This window comes from Duganella sp. BJB476 (genome assembly GCF_003416895.1).
In the GTDB taxonomy this organism is placed as follows: Bacteria; Pseudomonadota; Gammaproteobacteria; order Burkholderiales; family Burkholderiaceae_D; genus Rugamonas.
This window is the reverse complement of record NZ_QVIO01000001.1, coordinates 986,825-1,007,855: the sequence shown is the minus strand read 5'-3', so window position 1 is coordinate 1,007,855 and position 21,031 is coordinate 986,825. Positions and strand designations below refer to the sequence as shown.

Annotated in this window: 21 protein-coding genes; 4 read left to right on the top strand and 17 right to left on the bottom strand. The window is 66.0% G+C overall.

Features of this window, described 5'->3' with window-relative positions:
• Nucleotides 1–4: 4 nt before the first annotated feature.
• Entirely contained in the window at nucleotides 5–442 is a 438-nt protein-coding gene (locus D0T21_RS04465; protein WP_116988607.1) for a cache domain-containing protein, read from the bottom strand.
• A gap of 88 nt (nucleotides 443–530) precedes the next feature.
• On the opposite strand from D0T21_RS04465, the gene D0T21_RS04460 reads away from it, so the two are divergent.
• From D0T21_RS04460 to D0T21_RS04450, 3 genes are all read left to right on the top strand, one after another.
• Nucleotides 531–860 (top strand): DUF6677 family protein, encoded by a 330-nt coding sequence (locus tag D0T21_RS04460; RefSeq protein ID WP_116988606.1) that lies wholly within the window; start codon nucleotides 531–533, stop codon nucleotides 858–860.
• A 67-nt stretch (nucleotides 861–927) separates the two neighbouring features.
• Nucleotides 928–1,344: a cupin domain-containing protein gene (locus D0T21_RS04455; protein ID WP_116988605.1), complete on the top strand. Its 417-nt coding sequence runs from the start codon at nucleotides 928–930 to the stop codon at nucleotides 1,342–1,344.
• A gap of 67 nt (nucleotides 1,345–1,411) precedes the next feature.
• Nucleotides 1,412–2,032, top strand: coding sequence for a hypothetical protein (locus D0T21_RS04450; RefSeq protein WP_116988604.1), 621 nt, complete (start codon nucleotides 1,412–1,414; stop codon nucleotides 2,030–2,032).
• Nucleotides 2,033–2,135: 103 nt separating this feature from the next.
• On the opposite strand, the gene D0T21_RS04445 is transcribed toward D0T21_RS04450, so the two are convergent.
• The 12 genes from D0T21_RS04445 to D0T21_RS04390 all read right to left on the bottom strand — a co-directional run bounded on the left by D0T21_RS04445 (nucleotide 2,136) and on the right by D0T21_RS04390 (nucleotide 16,840).
• Nucleotides 2,136–3,569: a hypothetical protein gene (locus D0T21_RS04445; RefSeq protein ID WP_116988603.1), complete on the bottom strand. Its 1,434-nt coding sequence runs from the start codon at nucleotides 3,567–3,569 to the stop codon at nucleotides 2,136–2,138.
• Nucleotides 3,566–4,441: an ABC transporter ATP-binding protein gene (locus D0T21_RS04440; RefSeq protein ID WP_116988602.1), complete on the bottom strand. Its 876-nt coding sequence runs from the start codon at nucleotides 4,439–4,441 to the stop codon at nucleotides 3,566–3,568. The genes D0T21_RS04445 and D0T21_RS04440 overlap by 4 nt, the downstream gene beginning before the upstream one ends.
• The gene (locus D0T21_RS04435) at nucleotides 4,438–4,830 is read right to left on the bottom strand and encodes a GntR family transcriptional regulator (RefSeq protein ID WP_116988601.1); all 393 of its coding nucleotides are present in this window, start codon (nucleotides 4,828–4,830) and stop codon (nucleotides 4,438–4,440) included. Before D0T21_RS04435 ends, D0T21_RS04440 begins: the two co-directional genes overlap by 4 nt.
• 116 nt (nucleotides 4,831–4,946) lie before the next feature.
• On the bottom strand, nucleotides 4,947–6,614 hold the full coding sequence (locus D0T21_RS04430) for a peptide chain release factor 3 (RefSeq protein ID WP_116988600.1): 1,668 nt from the start codon (nucleotides 6,612–6,614) through the stop codon (nucleotides 4,947–4,949).
• A 113-nt stretch (nucleotides 6,615–6,727) separates the two neighbouring features.
• Nucleotides 6,728–11,392: a pilus assembly protein gene (locus D0T21_RS04425; RefSeq protein WP_116988599.1), complete on the bottom strand. Its 4,665-nt coding sequence runs from the start codon at nucleotides 11,390–11,392 to the stop codon at nucleotides 6,728–6,730.
• A 28-nt stretch (nucleotides 11,393–11,420) separates the two neighbouring features.
• Nucleotides 11,421–12,002 carry a hypothetical protein gene (locus D0T21_RS04420; RefSeq protein WP_229211330.1) on the bottom strand — a complete coding sequence of 194 codons (582 nt, stop codon included), beginning with the start codon at nucleotides 12,000–12,002 and terminating at the stop codon, nucleotides 11,421–11,423.
• Nucleotides 11,999–13,186 carry a PilW family protein gene (locus D0T21_RS04415; protein WP_116988597.1) on the bottom strand — a complete coding sequence of 396 codons (1,188 nt, stop codon included), beginning with the start codon at nucleotides 13,184–13,186 and terminating at the stop codon, nucleotides 11,999–12,001. The genes D0T21_RS04420 and D0T21_RS04415 overlap by 4 nt, the downstream gene beginning before the upstream one ends.
• 1 nt (nucleotide 13,187) lies before the next feature.
• On the bottom strand, nucleotides 13,188–13,628 hold the full coding sequence (locus D0T21_RS04410) for a hypothetical protein (RefSeq protein ID WP_116989354.1): 441 nt from the start codon (nucleotides 13,626–13,628) through the stop codon (nucleotides 13,188–13,190).
• On the bottom strand, nucleotides 13,625–14,266 hold the full coding sequence (locus D0T21_RS04405) for a prepilin-type N-terminal cleavage/methylation domain-containing protein (protein WP_116988596.1): 642 nt from the start codon (nucleotides 14,264–14,266) through the stop codon (nucleotides 13,625–13,627). Before D0T21_RS04405 ends, D0T21_RS04410 begins: the two co-directional genes overlap by 4 nt.
• Nucleotides 14,254–14,679: a type IV pilin protein gene (locus tag D0T21_RS04400; RefSeq protein WP_116988595.1), complete on the bottom strand. Its 426-nt coding sequence runs from the start codon at nucleotides 14,677–14,679 to the stop codon at nucleotides 14,254–14,256. Before D0T21_RS04400 ends, D0T21_RS04405 begins: the two co-directional genes overlap by 13 nt.
• A 108-nt stretch (nucleotides 14,680–14,787) precedes the next feature.
• Complete coding sequence (locus tag D0T21_RS04395; RefSeq protein WP_116988594.1) at nucleotides 14,788–16,167, bottom strand: sensor histidine kinase; 1,380 nt, start codon at nucleotides 16,165–16,167, stop codon at nucleotides 14,788–14,790.
• Nucleotides 16,160–16,840 carry a response regulator transcription factor gene (locus tag D0T21_RS04390; protein WP_116989353.1) on the bottom strand — a complete coding sequence of 227 codons (681 nt, stop codon included), beginning with the start codon at nucleotides 16,838–16,840 and terminating at the stop codon, nucleotides 16,160–16,162. The genes D0T21_RS04395 and D0T21_RS04390 overlap by 8 nt, the downstream gene beginning before the upstream one ends.
• Before the next feature lie 217 nt (nucleotides 16,841–17,057).
• Here D0T21_RS04390 and D0T21_RS04385 point away from each other — a divergent pair, with 217 nt between their 5' ends.
• Entirely contained in the window at nucleotides 17,058–17,864 is an 807-nt protein-coding gene (locus D0T21_RS04385; protein WP_116988593.1) for a Crp/Fnr family transcriptional regulator, read from the top strand.
• Here the strand turns inward: D0T21_RS04385 and D0T21_RS04380 are convergent.
• From D0T21_RS04380 to D0T21_RS04365, 4 genes are all read right to left on the bottom strand, one after another.
• Entirely contained in the window at nucleotides 17,761–19,317 is a 1,557-nt protein-coding gene (locus D0T21_RS04380) for a CHASE3 domain-containing protein (RefSeq protein WP_116988592.1), read from the bottom strand. The genes D0T21_RS04385 and D0T21_RS04380 overlap by 104 nt on opposite strands.
• 119 nt (nucleotides 19,318–19,436) lie before the next feature.
• Entirely contained in the window at nucleotides 19,437–20,069 is a 633-nt protein-coding gene (locus D0T21_RS04375; RefSeq protein ID WP_116988591.1) for a response regulator transcription factor, read from the bottom strand.
• A 143-nt stretch (nucleotides 20,070–20,212) separates the two neighbouring features.
• Nucleotides 20,213–20,629: a MerR family transcriptional regulator gene (locus D0T21_RS04370; protein WP_116988590.1), complete on the bottom strand. Its 417-nt coding sequence runs from the start codon at nucleotides 20,627–20,629 to the stop codon at nucleotides 20,213–20,215.
• A 16-nt stretch (nucleotides 20,630–20,645) separates the two neighbouring features.
• Nucleotides 20,646–20,993 carry an integration host factor subunit alpha gene (locus D0T21_RS04365; protein WP_008449399.1) on the bottom strand — a complete coding sequence of 116 codons (348 nt, stop codon included), beginning with the start codon at nucleotides 20,991–20,993 and terminating at the stop codon, nucleotides 20,646–20,648.
• Nucleotides 20,994–21,031: the final 38 nt, after the last annotated feature.

The window sequence follows — 21,031 nt, the reverse complement described above, 5'->3', positions numbered from 1 at the left end:
CGGCTTAGTGCTTGTAGATGCCGGCTTCCAGCGATACGTCCTCGACCCGCAGCACGTAGGTGCTCTTGGCCTCCACCTTGCCCGTTTGCGGATTGCGGAACTTGTAGTCGACCCAGCCGAAGCCCTTGCCCTTGGCCAGCGCCAGCATCTCCTGGCGGAACGGCTTGCCGTCGGCGTCCGGCACGTCCAGCAGGTTCTTGCCGATCAGCGCCGTGGTCGGGTGGGCGATGGTGATCCCTTCCAGGTCGCGCATGGCCAGGTACAAGGCGCCCTGGTTGAATTCCGGGTCCTTGCGGTTGATGCGGGCGATCATCTCGGCCTTGCCGTGCGCGCGCACGAATTGCGCGCCCTTCTCGGCCAGCGCTACCGCATCTTTCTCATTGGGGGCGGCGTGCACGCACACAGGGCACAACAACAGGGCGATACCGAATAAAGCGCGCATGATTCACTCCGGCAGGTAAGATGTTGTAATCTACGCCGCATGCAACAGCGCAATCTTGCGCTTAGTCAAGGCCAACCACAGGACGTTCATGAAAGCATCGATCAAGGCCGCACTCATCTCGGCATTGCTGTTTCCCGGCCTGGGCCACCTGGCCCTGCGGCGCGGCATACGCGGCCTGCTGTTCATCGTGCCGACGCTGCTGGCGGCCGGCTACCTGCTGCGCGCCACGCTGGCGCTGGTCGATACGCTGATCACCGAACTCAATAGCGGCAAGCTGCCGCTCGATCCGCTGCTGATCCTCGAGCGCGTGCACAGCTCCGGCATCGACAACCCGGCCACCAACGGCGCGGCGCTGGTCTGCTTCGTCTGCTGGATCGGCTCCGTGGCCGACGCGCTGTGGCTGGGACGCCACCGCTAGCGCAGCGCAAGGGCGTACAATCGGCCGGCGCCCTCCCGGCGCCGCCACTTACCAGAAAGGATGCGCCATGCCCCCTGTCTCGTTCGCCCGCCACACCCTGCCCGCCGTCGCCGCCCTGCTGCTTGCCATCGGCGCCGGCGCGGTCCAGGCTCAAACTCAAGCCTCCGCCATCCGCCGCACCGTGATCCAGAAAGCCGACGTTTCCGTGCCGGGCCGCGAGGCGGTCGTCGCCAGGGTCGAACTGGACGCCGGCGCCACCGCCGGCCGCCACTCGCATCCCGGCGACGAAATCAGCTACGTGATGGAAGGCGAAGGCGAATTGCGCATCGACGGCGAGGACCCGCGCCGGGTCAAGGCCGGCGAAGCCTTCGTGATCCCGGCCGGCACCGTGCATGACGCCATCAACGTCGGCAAGGGCCCGCTCAAGCTGGTCGGCGTGTATGTGGTCGAGAAAGGCAAGCCGCTGGCCACGCCGGCCAAATAGTGTCATCACGATTTCATCTGCGGGCGTTAGAGTGGCCATCTACGCCCTCGTTGAAAACTGAGCACCGATGACCTTTGCGCTACTCCCGGCCCGCGCAGCCGCTTGCGTGCTGGCCGGCCTGCTGGCCTGCCCCGCCGCCCATGCTGGCCGTCCGATGACGGTCGACGACGCCGCCATCGCCGCTCCCGGACAATGCCAGCTGGAGACCTACGCGTTGCGCGCCGAGCACTTGTCCGAATACTGGGCCACACCCGCCTGCAACGTCGGTGGCGATTGGGAGCTGGCGATCGGCGGCGCCTGGGCCGACGATACCTCCGGCCCGCGCAGCCAGACCACGCATCACTTCCGGCTGCAGGCCAAGACCGTGTTCAAACCGCTGGAGAGCAACGGCTGGGGCCTGGGCCTGGTGCTGGCCGACCAGTTCCGCGCCGGTAGCGGTGGCGACGGCGACTTGTCGCTCAACATCCCGCTCAGCATATCGCTGCGCGACGACGCCGTGCTACTGCATTTCAACGCAGGCGTCGTGCATGGGGAGACCAGCCGCCGGCACCACGCCACCTGGGGCAGCGGCGCCCAGTTCAGGCTGGACCAACGCCACACCTTGACGGCCGAAGTATTCGGCCGCCAGCACAGCGGCTCGCGCTACCAGTTCGGCATCGCCCGCGCGCTGATCCCGGACCGCTTGTAGATCGACGCCACCTGGGGCCGGCGCCTGGCGCGCGGCGGCGGCGAGCCGGTGGTCACGCTGGGGTTGGTGTTTCAGTCCAACTAAGGGCCCGGCTTCAGGTCATTCAGGTCAGCAAGCGGCCGGCGGGCAGCACCGCCGGCAGCGCCACCAGGCGTTGCCACCGCCAGCGCAGCACCAGCAAGGTCACCAGCATGATGGCGCCGCCGATCCAGAACAAGGGCAGCTCTGGCAGCTTGTTCTCGGCCGCCAGCGCGGCCAGGTAGGCCAGCATCGCTACAAACGTCCAGGCCACCGTCGTCATCTGGCGGTGCGATGCGGGTATGACCGCGTAATCCCGCAGCAGTACGCAAGAAAACGGCAGCAGCAGCGCCGCCAGCAAAAAGGTGGAGCCGTAGATCCTCGGCGCACCGATCAACAGCATGTCGACCACGAAGGCGACGGCGCAAGCCAGCAGCCACACGCGCAGGAACCGCGCCAGCAAAGCGGCGCCCAGCATGCGGTTGACCTGCGCCGCAACGGGCGCGCGCGGCGCCAGGAAAAACAGCGCCTGCTCCGCGCCATGGCGGCTTGCGCTCTTGAGCAGATCGGCCGCGTACAACACCACCGCCACCAGCAGGCAAATCTGCATGACCAGGGTGTGCATCATCTCCCGCACCGCCGGCATGTCGGCGCCGGCGTACAGCACCACGCCTGCGGCCACCACCGTCACCAGCAGCAGATAGGCGAGGTAGCCGCCCTCATACGCGGTCGGGCCCATGGTGTGCATCAGCATGCGCGCCTGCGTGGCGCCGCGCTGGCTGTCGCGGCGCAAGGTGGCACGGTAGCCGAAGCGCAGCAGCATGCTGAAACGGTTGCAGGCGCCGGCATCCTCGGGTTTCAGCACCCCGCCCTGCATCCGCCGTATCAGCGCGGCGTGGCGCGCATGCCAGGCCCAGTGACGGTCGCCGCCGCGTGGGAATACCAGCTGTATGCCGGCGCCACCCAGCGCGGCCACGGCGATCAGTCCCATGCCCGCCAGCGCCGGTTCGCCCAGCGCGGCCAGGTTTTGCCACAGCGCGGCCAGCCAGGCCTTCAGCGACAGCGAGCCGAAGATGATCAGCGTGGGCAGGAACGCCAGCACCGTGTAGCGCTGGGCGTACAGGATGTAGCAGAAAAACGCTCCGGCGCCGACCAGCGCATAACCGAAATGCCCGAACACCGCCGCCGCCATGGCCGCCACCGCCAGTGCGCATGCCGCGAACAACACCACGGTCAGCACGATCAGGCGGCGGCGCAGCTGCGGCACCAGGCAGGCGTAGGCCGGGTGATTTTGCTGCACGGCGCTTTTCAGGTAGGCGCCGCACCACATCACGATCAGCATCGTCAGCATGCCGAGCGGCGCCTGCCACATCAGCTCCAGGTGCGCCTGCAGGCTGCTGACCACCAGCGCAACCACCAAAGCTCCCGCCAGCAGCAATGCGCTGATGCGCACCATCATGCGGGTGGCGCAGCGGTCGCGCACCACCTGCAACAGCAGTTGCGTATAGGCGCCGTTCATTTGGTCACCTCGACGAACAGGTCTTCCAGGCTCAGGGTTTCCACCCGCAGGTCGGGGCCGGCCCGCAGGTCGGCGGCCTCCTGCCCGTTCAGGCGCGCCAGGATGCTGACGCCGCCGCTGCGGTCCTGCTGGCGGCGGATCTCGTCGCGGAAGTGCAGGCGCGCCAGCGCCGCCGCCGTGCCGGTGATGCGGTGCGCGCTTTCCAGCAGCTCGTCCAGCGGCGCCTGCAGGGTGATCTTGCCGCCCTGGAGGAAGGCCACATCCAGCGCCACCCGCTCCAGGTCCGACAGGATGTGGGTGGAGAAGATCACCGTCGTATCGCGCTCGATCACGCCGTCCACCAGCTCGTGCAGGAAGTCGCGGCGGCCGACCGGATCGAGGCTGGCCACCGGTTCGTCCAGCACCAGCAGCCGTGGGTCGTGCGCCAGCGCGCGGATGATGGACAGGCGCTGCTTCTCGCCGCCCGACAAACGGCCGATCTGCTTGTGGCGCGCCTCGCCGGCGAAGCCCCAGCGCTCCAGCAGGCCGGCCACCTTGCCGGCGTTCCAGTGCGGGTACAGGGCCTTGAAGTAGTCCAGCATCTGCACCGGCGTCAGCCACTCGAACAGCTCCGACTTCTGCGGCACGTAGCCGATCCAGGCACGCGCCTCGTCGCCCAGCTGCGTGGCGGGCTGGCCGAACAGCGTGCTGGCGCCGGCATCGGCTTCGCGCAGGCCGAGCAGGCATTCGAGCAGCGTCGATTTGCCGGCGCCGTTGCGGCCCAGCAGGCCGACCACCTTGCCGGGCGCGATGTCCCAGCTCACGCCCTGCAACACCTGCTGGCCGCCGAACGATTTATGCAGGTTGGCGACATTGACGATCGATGGTTTCATAGTTCTTCCTTGAGGATTTTATTGAACAGTGCAAGTACGGCGTCGGGATCGAGTTCCAGCTGGCGCGCCTCTTCGGCGGCCCGTTCCAGCGTGGGCCGCAGCAGGGCCTCGCGTTCACGGGCGCTGTGCGCCCTGCGCTCGGCCACCAGCATGCCGATGCCGCGGCTGCGCGACAGCAGGCCTTCGGTCTCCATCATGTTGTAGGCCTTGGACACGGTCATCGGATTGACGGCCAGCGCCAGCGCCACCTCGCGCACCGACGGCAGCACGTCGCCCGGCGCCAGCACGCGGGCGGCCAGCAGGCGGCGGGTCTGCTCGATCAGCTGGCGATAGATCGGCTCGGACGAACCGGTCGCAATCGAGTAGAGGGAGGCGGTGTGGGAGGTCATCGTTTTGTATCGGTGTATTAGTTGACTAATACATTATGCCGAAAAACGCCCCGTGTCAAACTAAATCGGAAGGAAAAAAACGCCGGTGCAGGACGCACCGGCGGCTTATAGCGTGCTTACACCAGCTTGGCCGAGTGCTCGCGGGTGGCGTGGAATTGCAGCTTGGGCCAGCGTTCCTGGGTCAGGCGCAGGTTGACGCCGGAGGTGGCCAGGTAGGCCAGGTTGCCGGCGGCGTCGTAGGCGACGTTGTGGCCCAATGCGTCCTCGAAGTCCGACAGCGCTTTCTTGTCGTCGCTGGAAACCCAGCGCGCGCTGCTGATGCTGGTGCCTTCGAACACGGCGTCGACGCCGTACTCGTTCATCAAACGGCTGGCGACCACTTCGAACTGCAGCACGCCGACCGCGCCCAGTACCAGCTCGCCGCCCTGCACCGGCTTGAAGACCTGCACCGCGCCCTCCTCGCCCAGCTGCTGCAAGCCCTTGTGCAGCTGCTTGATTTTCAGCGGGTTACGGATGCGCACCGAGCGGAAGAAGTCCGGCGCGAAGTACGGAATGCCGGTGAAGGTCAGCAGCTCGCCTTCGGAGAAGGAATCGCCGATCTGCATATTGCCGTGGTTGGGCAGGCCGATGATGTCGCCGGCGTACGCCTCTTCCACCTGCTCGCGCGAGGACGCCATGAACGTCACCACCGACGATACCTTGATCTCGCGACCCAGGCGCAGGTGCTTGACCTTCATGCCGCGCTCGAAACGGCCGGAGCACACGCGCAGGAAGGCGATGCGGTCGCGGTGGGCCGGGTCCATATTGGCCTGGATCTTGAACACGAAACCGGTGAACGGCTCTTCCTTCGGATCGACCGAACGCACGGTGGCGTCGCGCTCGCGCGGGGCCGGAGCCCAGTCGACCAGCGCCGACAGGATCTCGCGCACGCCGAAGTTGTTGATCGCGGAACCGAAGAACACCGGCGTCTGCACGCCGGCCAGGAACTGCTCCAGGTCGAACGGATGCGAGGCGCCGTGCACCAGCTCCACTTCCATCTTCAACTGGTCCATCTCCAGCGGGAACATCTCCTGCAGGCGCGGATTGTCGATGCCCTTGATGATCTCGAAGGCGCCGTCGGCTTTTTCCTCGCCGGCCTTGAACAGCATGATGGTGTCGTTCAGCAGGTGGTACACGCCGCGGAAGTTCTTGCCCATGCCGATAGGCCAGGTCACCGGCGCGCACTGGATCTTCAGCACCGATTCCAGCTCGTCGAGCAGTTCCAGCGGATCGCGGGTTTCGCGGTCCATCTTGTTCATGAAGGTGACGATCGGCGTGTTGCGCATGCGGCAGACGTCGAGCAGCTTGATGGTCTGCGCTTCCACGCCCTTGGCGGCGTCGATCACCATCAGCGCCGAGTCGACCGCCGTCAGCACGCGGTAGGTGTCTTCCGAGAAGTCCTGGTGGCCGGGGGTGTCGAGCAGGTTGACCACGTGGTCGCGGAACTCGAACTGCATCACCGACGAAGCGACGGAAATGCCGCGCTGCTTCTCGATTTCCATCCAGTCGGAGGTGGCGTGGCGGCCGCTCTTGCGCGCCTTGACCGTGCCGGCCATCTGGATCGCGCCCGAGAACAGCAGCAGTTTTTCCGTCAGCGTGGTCTTACCGGCATCCGGGTGGGAAATGATGCCGAAGGTGCGGCGGCGCTGGACTTCACGTGCGATCAGGGCCGGGGTCCTGGCGTTGGCCGTGGAGCCGGCGTCGTCGTTATTCTCGGGTGTTACATTTTCGATATCGTTGACCATTTGTTCGCGATCTGAGGCGGGGCTGCAAAACCCTCGATTTTACCGATAGTTGGCCCCGCCGTGTGAACTGTTTGCCCGGGTTACCCCGGGCTGGCCCCGCTTTTACCCCACCTTTACTCCCCTTTCACCCGGCGCCAGCCCGTGCGGTGGGCGTCGGCCGAGATCTGCTCGGACAGCGGCGAGGTCTTGTTGGTGCCGTCGGCCAGGGTGGTGATCATCTTCAGCTGGCCGTTCGGCAGGCGGATGATGATGAAACCGACCGCCGCCGAGGTGTTCGACAGGGTCGCCCCGACCGGGTGGCCGCCGATCGCCTGGCCGTTGCAGACGTTGACCTGGTACAGATTGCTGGAACCGCCCACCGAGCAGGCCGACGACGAGGACGGCATATTGGTCACCACGTTGGCCACCCCGCTGACGATCTGCGGATCGAGGTTCATGCGCTCGCCGGCGTTGACCGACCAGTCGAAATACCAGCCATCCTTCTGCGTCAGGTCGACCGGATTGCTGGTGACCTGGTAAGTGTTGGTGTTGCTGCTGGAGCCGAGCAGGCTCAGGGTCTGCTTCACCATGGTCGAGCCGCGGATGTCGGCGATCGGCGTGGCGCTGTCCTTCAGCAGGTACAGGCTCTGCACCGAGGTGTCGGAAGTGTCGGGCACGTCCAGCAGGCGGCCGGTGCCGAACAACACCACCCGCTTGCCGCTGGTGGTGGTGACGGGCACGCCGCCGACGCTGGTAGTCACCTGCACCGCGCACATGGTCACGTCCGGACGGGTGGTGATCGGCTTGCTGGTGCCGGCGTTGCCCAGCATGGTGACCGTGATCGCGCCCGAGGACGCGCTCAGGTCGAAGCGCCACATCTGCCCCTGGTTGTCGCCACCGTAGATGTACTGGATGCGCGGGTCGGCGCCCGGATCGTCGCTGATGGCGGAAATCTTGGCCAGGCCGGACGGCGTGGTGGTGTCGCCCGCGTTGTTGCTGATCTTGCTGATCAGCTCGCCGGTGTAGGCGTCCAGCACGTACAGGAAGCCCTTGCCGGTGCCGGTGCCGACGCCGTCGGTGCCGGGCACGTTGTTGTAGCCGGAGGTCAGGAACACCGCCCAGCGGCCGTTGGCCAGCGTGCCGAACTGCGGATTGCCGAAGGTCAGGCCGAGGTCGCCGTCGCTGAGCGGGCAGACGGTGGCGTCGGCGCAGAATTCCCACAGCTGCTTGGGATGGCTGGTGTCGGTGATGTCCAGCGCGTAGTAGCCGCGGCCGCCGCCGTTCAGGCCGGCCACCAGCACGGTGCGCCAGCCCACCGAGGCCTTGACGTCCGCCACTTCCGGCGAGCCGTCGGTGGTGAACTGGTGGTTGGTGCCGTAGGTGGTGCCGGCCAGCGCGTACAGCTTCTTCATCGTGATGCGCGGCACGTAGGCCCACAACTCGCCGCCGGTGGCGGAGTCGAAGGCGTGCAGCATGCCGTCGTTGGCGGCGGTGAACACGGTGCCGCTGCGGTACTTGGCGCTGCTCGGATTGCCGTAGGTGTCCTTGAAGGTGGCGTAGTCCGGATCCGGGTAATCGTTGCGCGGGTCGCGCACGAAGGCCGGCTTGGACGAGGCGATGTCGCCCAGCACGATCGGGATGGGCCCGGCGGCGCCGGCCGGGGTGTTGAGCGTCAGCGTGTAGGCGCGGAACAGGTTGTCGTCGGCGTACTGCTGCTGGCCGCGCAGGTAGTTGACCAGGTTGTTGCCGTCGTTGACCAGCGCCTTGTCCGAGGCCGACAGCAGCACGCATTGCGCCAGCGAGGTGCACCTGTTGGCGAACCAGCTGGCGGCCGGCCCCTTCATGTTGGCAAACAGGAAGGGATCCGGCGCGCTGGCGAGCGCGCCGCCGGTGTTGTACATGTAGATGGTGCGGGTGTCGCTGCTGTTGCCGACCTTCTTGCCCAGCGTGTCGCTGGTGGTCCAGGTGCTGGCCGCGAGCACGCTGCCGTCGGTGCTGTCGATCTTGCGGTCCGACAGTTCGCCGTACCATTTCACGGTGGTGAAGGTGTCGGAGAAGATGTCGTTGTCGGTCAGCGTGATGTTCGGCGTCGACGTGGCGGCCGCGGCGGCCGCGCCCACGTGCACCTGCATGTTCGACAGCGCTTCGCTCAGGCCGCCCACCACGTCCTTCGGGTCCTGGGCGCTGAAATACTTGCCGTGGCCGTTGATGGCGGCGTGCCACAGGTCGTCGACCCGCTCCTGCACCGTGCTGGCGGTGTTGGTGACGTCCGGGTCCGGCCAGACGTAGGCGCCGCCGCCGTTCCATGGGCAGCCGCTGGTGGCCGCCGTGATCAGGTTGTAGAAGTCGCCGCCGGTCTTGGGCGCGGTGTCGTAGTTCGGCTCATAGGTCATCACGCCGTCCACGCCCAGGCCCAGCGTGTAGGTGTTCATGTGCAGGTGGGTGTTCTCGCCGCCGCCCGCCGGCACCGAGCCGGGCTTGCTCATGTCCGGCTCCAGCGCCGGCCGCAGCGACACCGTGGTGGTGCTGGAGCCGCCGTTGTACCAGTGCAGCGCCACGTCGGAAATCGACGGCTGCGTCTGCGCCCGCGCGTCGACGCAGCCGCGCGCCTGGGTGCAGAAGCGCGAGGCGTTCTCGACGTTGTCGTTGTTGACCACGTTGGCGGTCGAGGTGCCGTTCCAGTAGCCGTCGGTGGTCAGTATCATGAAGTTCTGCTGGCACGGGTACTGCACCACTTCCTGCCCGGCCGCGTAGTTGTACGGCGTCAGGTTGGCGAACATGCGGCCGACGTTGTCCATCGCGGTGCGGATCGGCGTCGAGCCCGAGGTGGTGGTGTTGTACAGCGTGGTGTACCAGCTGGCGCGGGCGCTGCCGGTGAAGTCGGCCGGTTTCAGGTCGATGGCGGCGCTGGCGCCGGCGCTCGACAGCTTGACGTAGCCGACCTTGTAGTTGGCGGTGATGGCGGCGAACGCGATGCCGATCGAGGTCTTCATCATTTGCAGCCGGCTCTTGTAGTACACATACCAGTTGGCGAAGTTGTTCATCTCTTCGGCATAGGTGCAAGTGGTGCCGGCGCAATCGGTGCGGTCGCTGGCTTTCGGATAGGCCTGGCCGCTGACGATGTTGACCCGCACGAAGGGATTGGGCGCGCCGGAGCCGGCCGTCAGCGCCGTGGTGGTGGTCGGGATGGTGTCATTGACGGCCGCCACATAGCCGCTGGAGCCGGTGGTGGTCCAGCTGACCGAGCCCTGGTTGTCCATGGTGAAGGTGCTGATGGTGGCGGTGTTGTCGGTCGACGCGGTGTTCACCAGGCAGACGCTGGTGACCGTGTAGCCGCTCGGGCAGTTGCTGCTGTTGCCCAGGTAGGCCTTGATGGTGTTGGAGGTGCCGATCTTGGCGACCAGCGCGGCGGCGATCTGGGTCGGCGTCTGGCCCTTGCCCAGGCTCAGGTAAGTCGGGCTGCTGCTGGAGGTGCCGCCGACCAGCACGGTGCCGGCATAGCTGAGGTTTTTCAGGATGGCGGTCTGCGACGACGAGGTGGTGGAGCCGGTGCCGTTGAAGCTGACCACCGCCCTGGCCGGCGCATAGGCCGTCACCGCCACGGTCGGCGCGTTCACGGCGATGCCCCAGCCGGCGCGTGAACTGTCCGCGACGGTGACGCAGTTGGCGACGGCGACGCTGCTGGTGCAGCTGACCGGCACCACCGCCACCAGGTTGTCGGAGCTGAGCGTAATGCCGAACACGCTGCAAGCGGGCACCGTGGGCTGGCCGGTCGGGGTCTTGACGCAGGCGTAGTACAGGCTGGTGGAAGCGGCGCCCTTGCCGACCGAGGTGGCGATGATGTTGGCGGCCAGCGCGCTGGCCAGCCCCTGCTGCTTGATCAGGCTGTTGGTGCCGGTGGCGGCGGTGACGGTGGCGTTGGTGACGGTGGTGCTGCCGTTGACCACCACGCTGGTGATGCCGAGCGAGCTGGCCGTGGCCGAGGCGCCGATGGCGATGGTGCCGTAGGACGCGGTGGCGCCGGCCGGCTTGGAATAGCCGGGGTAGATGAAGCTGCCCACGCGCTTGCCCTGGCACTGGGTCAGCAGCTTGTCGCTGCACCAGCGCACCTTGGCCGGCACCGGATAGCCGGGCGGCGCGGTGGCGCCGACGGCGGTCGAGACGCAGGTCTTCATGCTGTCGTCGGTGCAGAACTGGCCGACGCCGATGGTGTAGTAGTACGGGCCGGTGGTGATCGCGGTGGCGGTCTGGTAGGTGGCGTCCGGGTAGGTGTAGCTGGCGGTGTTGAACTGGCAGGTGCTGCCCGAGCACCACTTCAGGTCCGGGAAGCCGGTCACCAGGTTGATGTTGGTCGACACGGTGTTGCCGGCCATGTCGGCCTTGTGGGCGCCGAAGCCGTCGCCGCTGACCGAGGTCCAGTTGGTGGTGTTGGCGGCGTTCTGCTCCGGATAGTAGCTGCCGTCGGACTTGATCGGCACCAGGTAGCGGATCGCCGGATTGTAGTACTGCTTGTTGAAGTCCGGACTCATGAACGGCGGATGGCCGACCGCGCAGGCGGTGATGCCGGCCTGCAAAGTGGCGGCGCTGCGGCACAGGTTGTCGTTGACGTAGTCCGGCGTGTAGGTCTGGTCCATCGAGCCGGAGTTATCGAACAGCAGCATCAGATTGGGCTTGACGGTGCCGGTGCCGGTGATGTTGAGCAGCGGGACCTGGGCGATCTGGGTCGTCCCGGCCAGGGCCGACACGCACAGCGTCGCAGCAAGGGCCAGGCCGGCCAGCGTGGAAGTAAGCTTGTTCATGATGGTTCCATTCAAAAAGACGACGGCCTCACGGCCCTTTCATGACGACCGCTTGCGTGATCACATTGCCGCCGCGGACGCCGACGATGCGCGCCGTCACCACGTAATGCAGCTGCGGCTGGTCCAGGTAGTTCGGGCTGTCGGAGCGGCCGCTCTGGCCGTAGGGCTGCGGGGTCTTGGAATTCGGCCGCGCCGAGGTCAGCAGGCAGCGGTTGCCGGGCGCGTTGAAGGCGCCGGCAAAGTCGCACAGCCGGTGGATCACATACTCGACCTGGTTGCCGGAAGGGTCGGCCGGCAAGGTGACCGAGCCCGTCCAGAAGGCCGGGGTGCTGGCGGTCCAGGTCGGCGTCAGGGTGGCGACATAGCCGTTGGCCGGCTGGTTGACCTCCAGCAGCGAGGCGTTGGTCATCGAGCGCAGGAAGGCGAACGCCGTGTGCACGCCCAGGTCGGCCGCCTTGCTCAGCGACGCGTCGTAGGCCAGGTTGGAGGTGGTCAGCGTGGTCGAGGTGCTGGACTTGAGCAGGTAGATGCTGCTCACCAGCATGACCGTCAGCATGATCAGCATGATGGGCAGCGCGATGCCGCGTTGTCGGGTGGGCAGGCGCATCATGGCCTCCATTGGGCGTTACGAATCGGCACGATGGTCTCGAACACGCGGTAGCGATAGCACTGCCACGACACGCTGTCGCCGGCCACCGCCACGTTGACCTGCACCGGCACCGCCGCCACGCCGGCCGGCGCGGTGCTGGCAAACACGGTGGGCCGCACGGTGGTGGCGCTGCACACCCCGGACGAATTCGGTTTCTCGGTGTTCTTGCTGCGCGCCACCACGGCGATGCGCACCGCGGCCACGCGCTGGAAGTCGCCGGGGCTGCCGACGATGCCGTCGCTGTCGGCGTCGATCATGGTGCTGCTCCAGGTGGTGATCTGCATGCCGTCGGCGCCGGGGTTGGGGTCGTAGGGATTGGGGCCGGGCGGACGCGCGTCAAAGCCATACTGGGCCTTGATGCTGACCACGTTGTCGGTCACCGAGACGCCGGCCAGTTCGGCGCCCGCCAGTTCGGTGGCGCGCAGCAGCAGCACGCCGTTGGCCACGCTCCAGGTGTGGAAATGCAGCTGCGTGGGCGAGCCGAGGTTGTAGATGTAGGCCAGGTTCTGCTTGTAGGGCGTGGCCAGGCCGGCCAGCGGATTGAAGCGGTAGGCGCCGCCGCTGGCCACCAGGATGGTGCTGTTGGGCGCGACGCCAAAGCCGGACAGCTGGAACAAGGTGCACTTGCCGCTGCCGGGCGTCAGCGGCGCGATCACCAGCACGTCGCCGTTGCTGAAGGCGTAGGGGTTCTTGCTGTCGACCGTGATGGTGTTGCCGACCGTGTAGTCGGCGAACAGCTTGACCGAACCGGCGCCCGCCTGCGAGGTGCCGCTGTTGAAGGAGATCACGTCCGGATTGGCGCCGTTGGACTGGATCACCGCCGCCGCCAGCGGCGTGAAGTTGGCGCCGCCGCGCTGCGCGGTCGGCAGCGCGTAGCCGTTGGCGTCGGAGAACACGGTGTCGCAGCCGGCCACCATCGGATCGTTCAGGCCCCAGCCCGCTTCGGTGGCGTCGCTGCTGAGCGAGAACAGCGCCAGCATGCCGTTCTGCATGCTGTCCGAACCGCCGACGGCGGCGTCCTTGTTCTGTTCGCCGCTGACGATCAGGCGGGTGGCGAACAGCAGCGCCAGCAGGCCGATCACCACGCTGACCATCAGCTCCACCAGCGAAAAGCCGCCGCCGCGGCGTAAGGGTTGGATGTTCATATCAGAGCGCAATGTAGGAGGTGACCAGATGCTGGTTGAGGGTATCGCCGGCCTTGCGCTTCCACTTGATGGAGATGGCCACCTGGATGCGCAGCTGCTGCGGCACCACCACCACGCCGATGATGGCGCCGGGGATCGCGGCCTTGGTCTCGTCCACCCAGGGCTGGGTGGCGGCGGTGGCCGCCCCGCCCTCGATGGCGCCGTAGTTCAGCAGGTTGTTGCTGTCGGCGTTCATCGTGCCCAGCAGTTTTTCGCCGGCCAGCGTGGCTTCGGCGCGCAGGCTGGCGTCCGACAGCGCCGAGTAGGCGCGCGCCTGCAAGCCGATGGTGCCGAGCAGGCCGATGCCGAGGATGACGATGGCCAGCAACGCCTCCAGCAGCGCGATGCCGCCCTGGCGGCGCGTGGACCGGCGGTACAGATTGGTGGGGATGGCGGGTTTCATGGCGGACAAGCCCTGGTGTCGGTGACGGGAAGGCGCGGATCGCACTTGCTGGCCATGCCGGCCAGCGTGATCACCAGCGCCACCACCGGCACGTCGCCGGCGTATTGGGTGGCCGGGTCGAGGCGCAAACTGGTCAGGCGCTGGGCGAAGCGGGTGTCGACCCAGCCGATCGGCGTGTAGTAGACCTGCGAGCTGCCTTCCGGCTGGGTGGTCGGCAGCAGCGCTTCCGAGTTCGGCAGCGCGTCGGCCGCGCGGTACACGGATTTGTAGCCGGCCGCGCCTTCGGGATCGTTGGCGGCCGGCGCCGCGACCGTGGACCAGCCGGCTTCGGCCGCGCCGCACTGGGTGGCCGGCGAGACGAAGCAGATGTCGACCTGCCAGTCCATCTGCCCGCTGTTGACGTTGGGGGTCAGCGAGATCCGGCTGAAGCTGTTGTGCATCACGGCCTGGCGGCGCGCCAGGCTGAAGCCGTCGGCATAGAATTCGCTGGCGCTGCGGGCGCGGTTGCTGAGCAGCCATTTGCTGGCGTTCGGGATGCCGATCGCCAGCATGAAACCGAAGATGGTCAGCGTCAGCAGCAGCTCCAGCAGCGTGAGGCCACGCTGGCGGCGCCGGGCCGGCGGCGTTAGTTGGAACATGCGCCACCCTTGTGGTCCACCCAGCACGAGCCGCTGACGCCCCAGCCGGGCGGACTGCCGGTGGTGGTGCGGGTGCCGCTCTGGTCGATGGTGTAGACGAAGCCGGCCATCTTGCCGACGCCGGTGGCCGTAATCGTGTAGCTGGAGGCGGTGGCCCCGCCCAGCCCGTAGGTGAAGTTGGCGGTGTTGGGCGGGAAGCTGCTGGCGGTGCCGAAGCCGAAATAGGTGCGGTTATTCGACCAGAACTGCTCGGCCGCCGGCTGCGCTCCGCCCAGCGCGGTGAACGCTTCGCTGAGGCGGCCGCGGATCACGTAGTCGCTGTAGGCCGGGATCGCCACCGCCATCAAGATGCCGACGATGGCCACGGAGATCATGATCTCGATCAAGGTAAAGCCTTTTTGGACACGCTGCATGGCCCACTCCCGGTTGGTTTTCTGATGACTGGAGTGTAGCGGGCCAAGCTTGCATTTCCCTGAGGAAATGCTGACAAATTCCTGACAGCGGCGAAAATGTGGATTTAACTAGCGAAAGTGCACGGAAAACAGCGCGCCCCGGCCGCCTGCGCCCTCGGCGATGGTGAGGCTGGCGCCGTGGACGGTGACGATGTCGCGCACGATGGCCAGGCCCAGGCCGCTGCCGGTGGTCTTGTCGTCCAGCCGCACGTAGCGGCTGAACACCTGCTCGCGCCTGGCCAGCGGGATGCCGGGGCCGTTGTCCTCGACGCTCAGCCAGCCGCCCTCGCCGTCCGGCCGGCAAGCCACCGTCACCGTGCCGCGCGGCGGCGTGTAGCGGATGGCGTTGTCGATCAGGTTGTCGATCAGGTCGCGCAGCAGGAAGCGGTCGCCGACGATGGTGACCGGCTGCAGATCGAAGCCGAGGTCGATCGCCTTGAGCGTGGCCTGGTCGACGAAGGACTGGATCGCCACTTCCACCAGCGCGTCCAGCGCCACCGGCTCCAGCCGGGTTTTTTCAAAGTGGCCGGGTTCGGCGCGGGCCAGCGCCAGCAGCTGGTTGGTCTTGCGTATCATGCGCTCGGTGGCCGACAGCATCAGCTTGAGCGAGTGCACGGTTTCGGGCTCGGCATGGCGCGCCCCCAGCCATTCGAGCTGGGTCTTCAGGCCGGCCAGCGGCGTGCGCAGCTGGTGCGCGACATTGGCCAGGAATTCCTGCCGCGCGCGGGCGCCTTCGCTGACCTTGTCCAGCAGGCCGTTGAAGGCCGACACCACCGGCTCCAGTTCGTAGGGCACCTGCGCCGCCGCGATCGGTTCGAGGTCGTCGCCGTCGCGCGCGTTCAGGCCGGCGCGCAGGCGGTTCAAGGGCAGCAGGCCGTTGCCGACCGAGAACCAGATCAGGCCGACGCAGGTCAGCGCGAACAGCGACTCCAGCAGCACCAGCGCGCGCACCACGGCCTGGCGGACCTGGGTGCGCTTGCGCAGCGTCTTGGCGACGCCGATGTACGCCTGCAGCGGCGCACCCGAGGCCGCCGGCAAGCTCAGGCGCAAGGCCACGCCGCGCACGGCTTCGTCGCGCAGGCCGCTGTCGAAGGCCACCGCCGGCTTATTGACGGACGCGGCGCCGTCGGCCGCCGCGCGCGGCAACGGCGGAAAATCGGCGTCGCCGGCGATGGTGCGGCCGGCCGCGTCGCGCACCACGAAATAGACGGCGTCGGTATCGTCGCTGCGCAGCACTTGCTCGGCCTGGCGCGGCAGGTCGATGCGCAGCTGGCCGCCGTCCGCGCTCAGGCGCGCGCCCAGCGCGGCGGCGGCGCCGGACAGGCCCTGGTCGAACGCCAGCTGGGCCGGCAGCCAGGCCAGCATGTAGGTGAGCGCGCCGCCGGCCAGGTTGATCAGCAGGATAGGGACTATCAGCCACTTCAGCAGCCGCAGCCGGATGCTATTCATGCGCGGCCGGCGTCTGCTCCAGCATGTAGCCGAAGCCGCGGATGGTGCGGATCGAGACGCCGGCGTCGGCGATCTTCAGCCGCAGGCGCGAGATGTAGACTTCCACCGCGTTCAGGGTCAGGTCGTCGCCCCACGGCAGGATGGCGTCGATGATCTGCTGCTTGGACACCACGCGCGCGCCGTGCTGCAACAGGTATTCCAGCACCGCCCATTCGCGCACCGACAGCTCGATGGTCTTGTCGCGCACGCGGGCGCGCTTGGCCGACATGTCCAGCACCAGGTCCCCCAGCGCCAGCACGGTCGGCTTGGGCGTGTTGCGGCGCGCCAGCGCGCGCAGCCGCGCCACCAGCTCGGCGGTGGCGAAGGGCTTGACCAGGTAATCGTCGGCGCCCAGCTCCAGGCCGCGCACCCGGTCCTCGATGGCGTCGCGCGCCGTCAGCAGCAGCACCGGCACCTGGCTGCCGCGCGCGCGCAGGCGCCGCACCACCTCGAAACCGTCGATGCCGGGCAGGCCGATATCGAGCACCACCACCTCGGTGTGCTCGGCGCGCTGCAGCAGCGCGTCGGCCTGGGTGCCGTTGCCGACCACCTCGACCGCCATGCCGTGGCCGCTCAAGACCCGGCTCAGGCCATCGGCCAGGACGGCGTCATCTTCCACCACAAGTACATGCATGTTCTGTGCGCCGTTCGAATTCAATTTGTGCATTATGCACGCGCCCTCCAGAGAAAAATAGAGCTCGTGTAGGACCAGACCTACAAAGTGCCATGTTGCAAGCCTACATTTGTGCGTCCCCTCCTCTTATGTTCGCAATCTAACAAAGCCCCTAAAGTTATGGCAACACTGAAGCAAGCCTTCGGTGCTCTTGTATAGCCAGATTGTGAGGAACAAAATGAACAACACCCAACTTAACGCAACCGACAAAACCACAGCGCCACGCATGGCGGTGAAGTCGAAAGAATTCAAGGTTGCGTCCCGGCCTGTTGTCAGCTACAGCGGCACCCTGCAGAACGAATTGCTGGCCGCACTCCCACGCGACGTGCTGGAATCGCTGTTTGAACACCTGGAACTGGTGACCCTGCCCTTCGGCAAAGAATTGTTTGAATTCGGCGGCGCGATGGAGTACGTGCACTTCCCGACCACCGCCATCGTATCGCTGCTGTATGTGATGGAAGACGGCGCCACCACCGAGATCGCCGTGGTAGGACACGAAGGCGTGGTCGGCGTTTCGCTGTTCGAAGGCGAGCGCGCCATGTGCAGCGCCGTGGTGCAGGCGGCCGGCTACGGCTACCGCATGAAAGCCCAGCACCTGCGCGACGCCTTCAACCAGGGCGGCGCCCTGCCCGCGCTGCTGATGCGCTACAACACCGCGCTGTTCGCGCAGATGGCGCAGAACGCCGTCGGCGGCCGCCACAGCTCGATCGAACAAAAGCTGTGCCGCTGGCTGCTGGACCGCCTGGACCGCTCGCCATCGAACGAGTTGAAGGTCACGCAGGAAATGATTTCCATCATGCTGGGCGTGCGCCGCGAAAGCATCACCGCCGCCGCCGGTAAATTGCAGGACGACGGCCTGATCACCTACCGCCGCGGCAACATCACTGTGCTTGATCGGTCAGGCTTGGAGGCGTATGCGGGTGAGTGCTACAAGGTGGCGAAGACGGAATACGACCGTCTGCTGGTGGATGTAGCACGGAGCTAAGCACTTCGCTGATGGCCGGCGGCAGCGTCGCCGCGCCAGGTTCGGCGCGGCGCTCTTCGACCGGTACGCGATTGCGCAAGGGAATAGAAACTTCAATACAGGTACCGGCATCATTACGGCCGCGGCGTATCGTCAGCGTGCCGCCCAGCAGCAAGGCGCGTTCGCGCATCCCCAGCAAACCATGCGACATCGGCTTGACGATGGTATTGGAGGCAATGCCGATACCGTCATCGATAATGCGCAGCGTCAGGCCACCCGGGGTGAGACTCATGGTGACGGTGACGCGGTTGGCCTTGGCATACTTGCGGATATTGGTCAGCGACTCCTGCACGATGCGGAACAAGGCGATCGACAGGTCGCCCGATTGACGGGCCGCGCCTTCGATATCGGCGTCGACGTCGCAATCGCAGCGCACCTTGGCCAGCCGGCTGAATTCGTTGCAATAGCTTTCGATGGCGGCGCACAGGCCCAGGTTGTCGAGCAGGCTGGGGCGCAGGTTCTCGACGATGCGGCGCTTCATTTCCACCGTTTCCACCAGCGTGGCGCGGGCGCGCTTGAGCTGCGCCGCCAGTTCGGGATCGGTCTTCTGCAATTGCTGGGTGACGGCGGAGATATCCATGCTGATCGAGGTCAGGTTGGCGCCCAGCTCGTCGTGCAGTTCGCGCGACAGCCGTACTTTTTCTTCCTCACTGATGCTGATCAGGTGACGCGATAACACCGACAACTGCTCGGTACGCTGCTCGACCTGCGATTCCAGGTTTTCATTGGCGCTTTGCAGCGCGTGCTCGACCTGGGCGCGGTTGGCGAAACTGCGCCGCACCAATTGGTAGAACATGACCAGCACCATGATGGCCAGCGCGTTGATGCCCATGCCCAGCAGCACCGCCTTCTGGTACTCCTGGTAGAACATGGTGCTGCGCGAGACCAGGGTTTCGTTCTGCTCCTGCTCCATGATCACCACTTGCAGGCGGATCTCGTCCATGCTGGCGCGGCCGTCGCTGAGCTTGGCGATCTTGACGATCTCCTCCAGCCCGCCCTCGCGGTAGACGTCGATGGCCTGGCTCATGATGGAGAGGCGGCGGCGCACCAGCGTGTGCAGTTGCGCCAGGTTCTTCAGCTGCGACGGGCTATCGGCCAGCAGCTTGTCCAGTTCCTTGAATTCGATCTCGGTTTCGGCCAGCGCGGTCTTGGTGGGGCCAAGATAGGCGTCGCGGCCGGACAGGAAATAGCCGCGCATGCTGCTTTCGGCATCGAGCACCAGCACGTTCAGGTATTGCAGGCGGTCCGCCACGCGCGCGGTCTGGCCCAACTGGACCTGGGCGCCGCGCAAGGCTTGCAAATTGTGGAACAGGCTGAATCCGTTGACGATCAGCAGCAGCGCACAGGTCACGCACAAGACGGTCTTGTACAGCGGCAGGCGGTGATGCGGCGCTGTTTCGACAGTGAAATACATCCTGATGAGTTTCCTTCACAAGGTTTAATCCCGGGCGGACATACGCCACACTAGCCGAATTATAGACCGATGAGGAAAGGGATGCTTTTGGAGCACGCAATGGTGCGCGCCCCGTGCGATCAATCCAGAAGGTTGTTCTTCATCGCGTAGTAGGTCAGGTCGGAATTCGACTGCATGCCCATTTTTTCCATGATGCGGGTGCGGTAGGTGCTGACGGTCTTGATGCTCAGCGACAGCGCCACGCCGATATCCGACACGGTGGCGCCGCGCGCCAGGCGCAGGAACACCTGGAACTCGCGGTCCGACAATTCGGTGTGCAAGGCGGTGTTCGGATCGCGGTCAAAGCTTTGCGCCAGCAGTTCGCCGACGGTCGAGCTGACATAACGCCGGCCCTGGTACACGGTGCGCACCGCCGAGATCAGCTCGTCGGCCTCGCATTCCTTGTTCAGGTAACCGTTGGCGCCCATCTTGAACAGGTTCAGCGCGTACTGCTGGGCCGGATAGCCGGACAGGATCAGCACCGGCAGATCCGGCTGGCCCTGGCGGATGGTGCGCAAGGTATCGATGCCGCTCTGGTCGGGCATGGCGATGTCCAGCAACAGCACGTCGCAAATCTCGCGCCGCGCGATTTCCAACGCTTCGCGCCCGGTACCCGCTTCGGCCACCACGTCGAAATCTTCCGACGACGAAAAAATCTGTTTGAAACCTGCTCTGACTATCTGATGGTCGTCACAAATGGCAACGCGTATCATTGTTTCCCCTCGTATTGTCCGGCTGTTGCGCCATAGGCCCCACCGGACTTCACGCCACCGTCTATCAGCGTAGCTGATGTGAATAATGTTGAAATTATAGCAGCAATCATGCCGCTAGCCGCACGACGCGGCAGCAGTACCAGCTAGGATTGCTTGAGCAATGTCAATATTGCCAGCAATTCGCCGCGTATCATTTCCCGGTCCAGCGGAGCAGGAACGTGCGCCGCCGGCGCGCCGTTGACAGCCACGCCGCCATCATACTCCGCCGCAGCGGCATCATACGCACGACTGTCGAGCTTATTGCGGGCGCCGCTGATGGTGAAGCCCTGCTCGTACAACAGCTCACGGATGCGGCGTATCAACAGCACTTCGTGATGCTGGTAGTAGCGGCGGTTGCCGCGCCGTTTGACCGGCTTGAGCTGCGTGAATTCCTGCTCCCAGTAGCGCAGCACGTGCGGCTTGACGCCGCACAGCTCGCTCACTTCACCGATCGTGAAATAGCGCTTGGCCGGGATCGGCGGCAGCACAACCAGTTCGGATTTGGCGAGGCGGTCATTCATCACGGCTCAGTCCCACTCAGGCGGCGCGCGCCATCGGATTAGTCTCTTCGACCATGCCCTTGAGTTTTTGGCTGGCATGGAAAGTCACCACGCGGCGCGCCGTGATCGGGATTTCTTCGCCGGTCTTCGGGTTGCGGCCCGGACGCTGCGGCTTGTCGCGCAGCTGGAAATTGCCGAAACCGGACAACTTGACGGCCTCGCCGCGCTCGAGCGCGTTGCGGATCTCGTCAAAGAAGGTTTCCACCATATCCTTGGCCTCGCGCTTGTTCAGGCCGACCTGCTCGAACAACAGCTCGGCCAGCTCCGCCTTGGTCAGCGTAGGCAAATCTTTTTCTGCATCCTGGCGTACCTTGGCCACCTGCATGGCCCGATGCAAATCGGCAGCCAATGCGGATTGGAGTA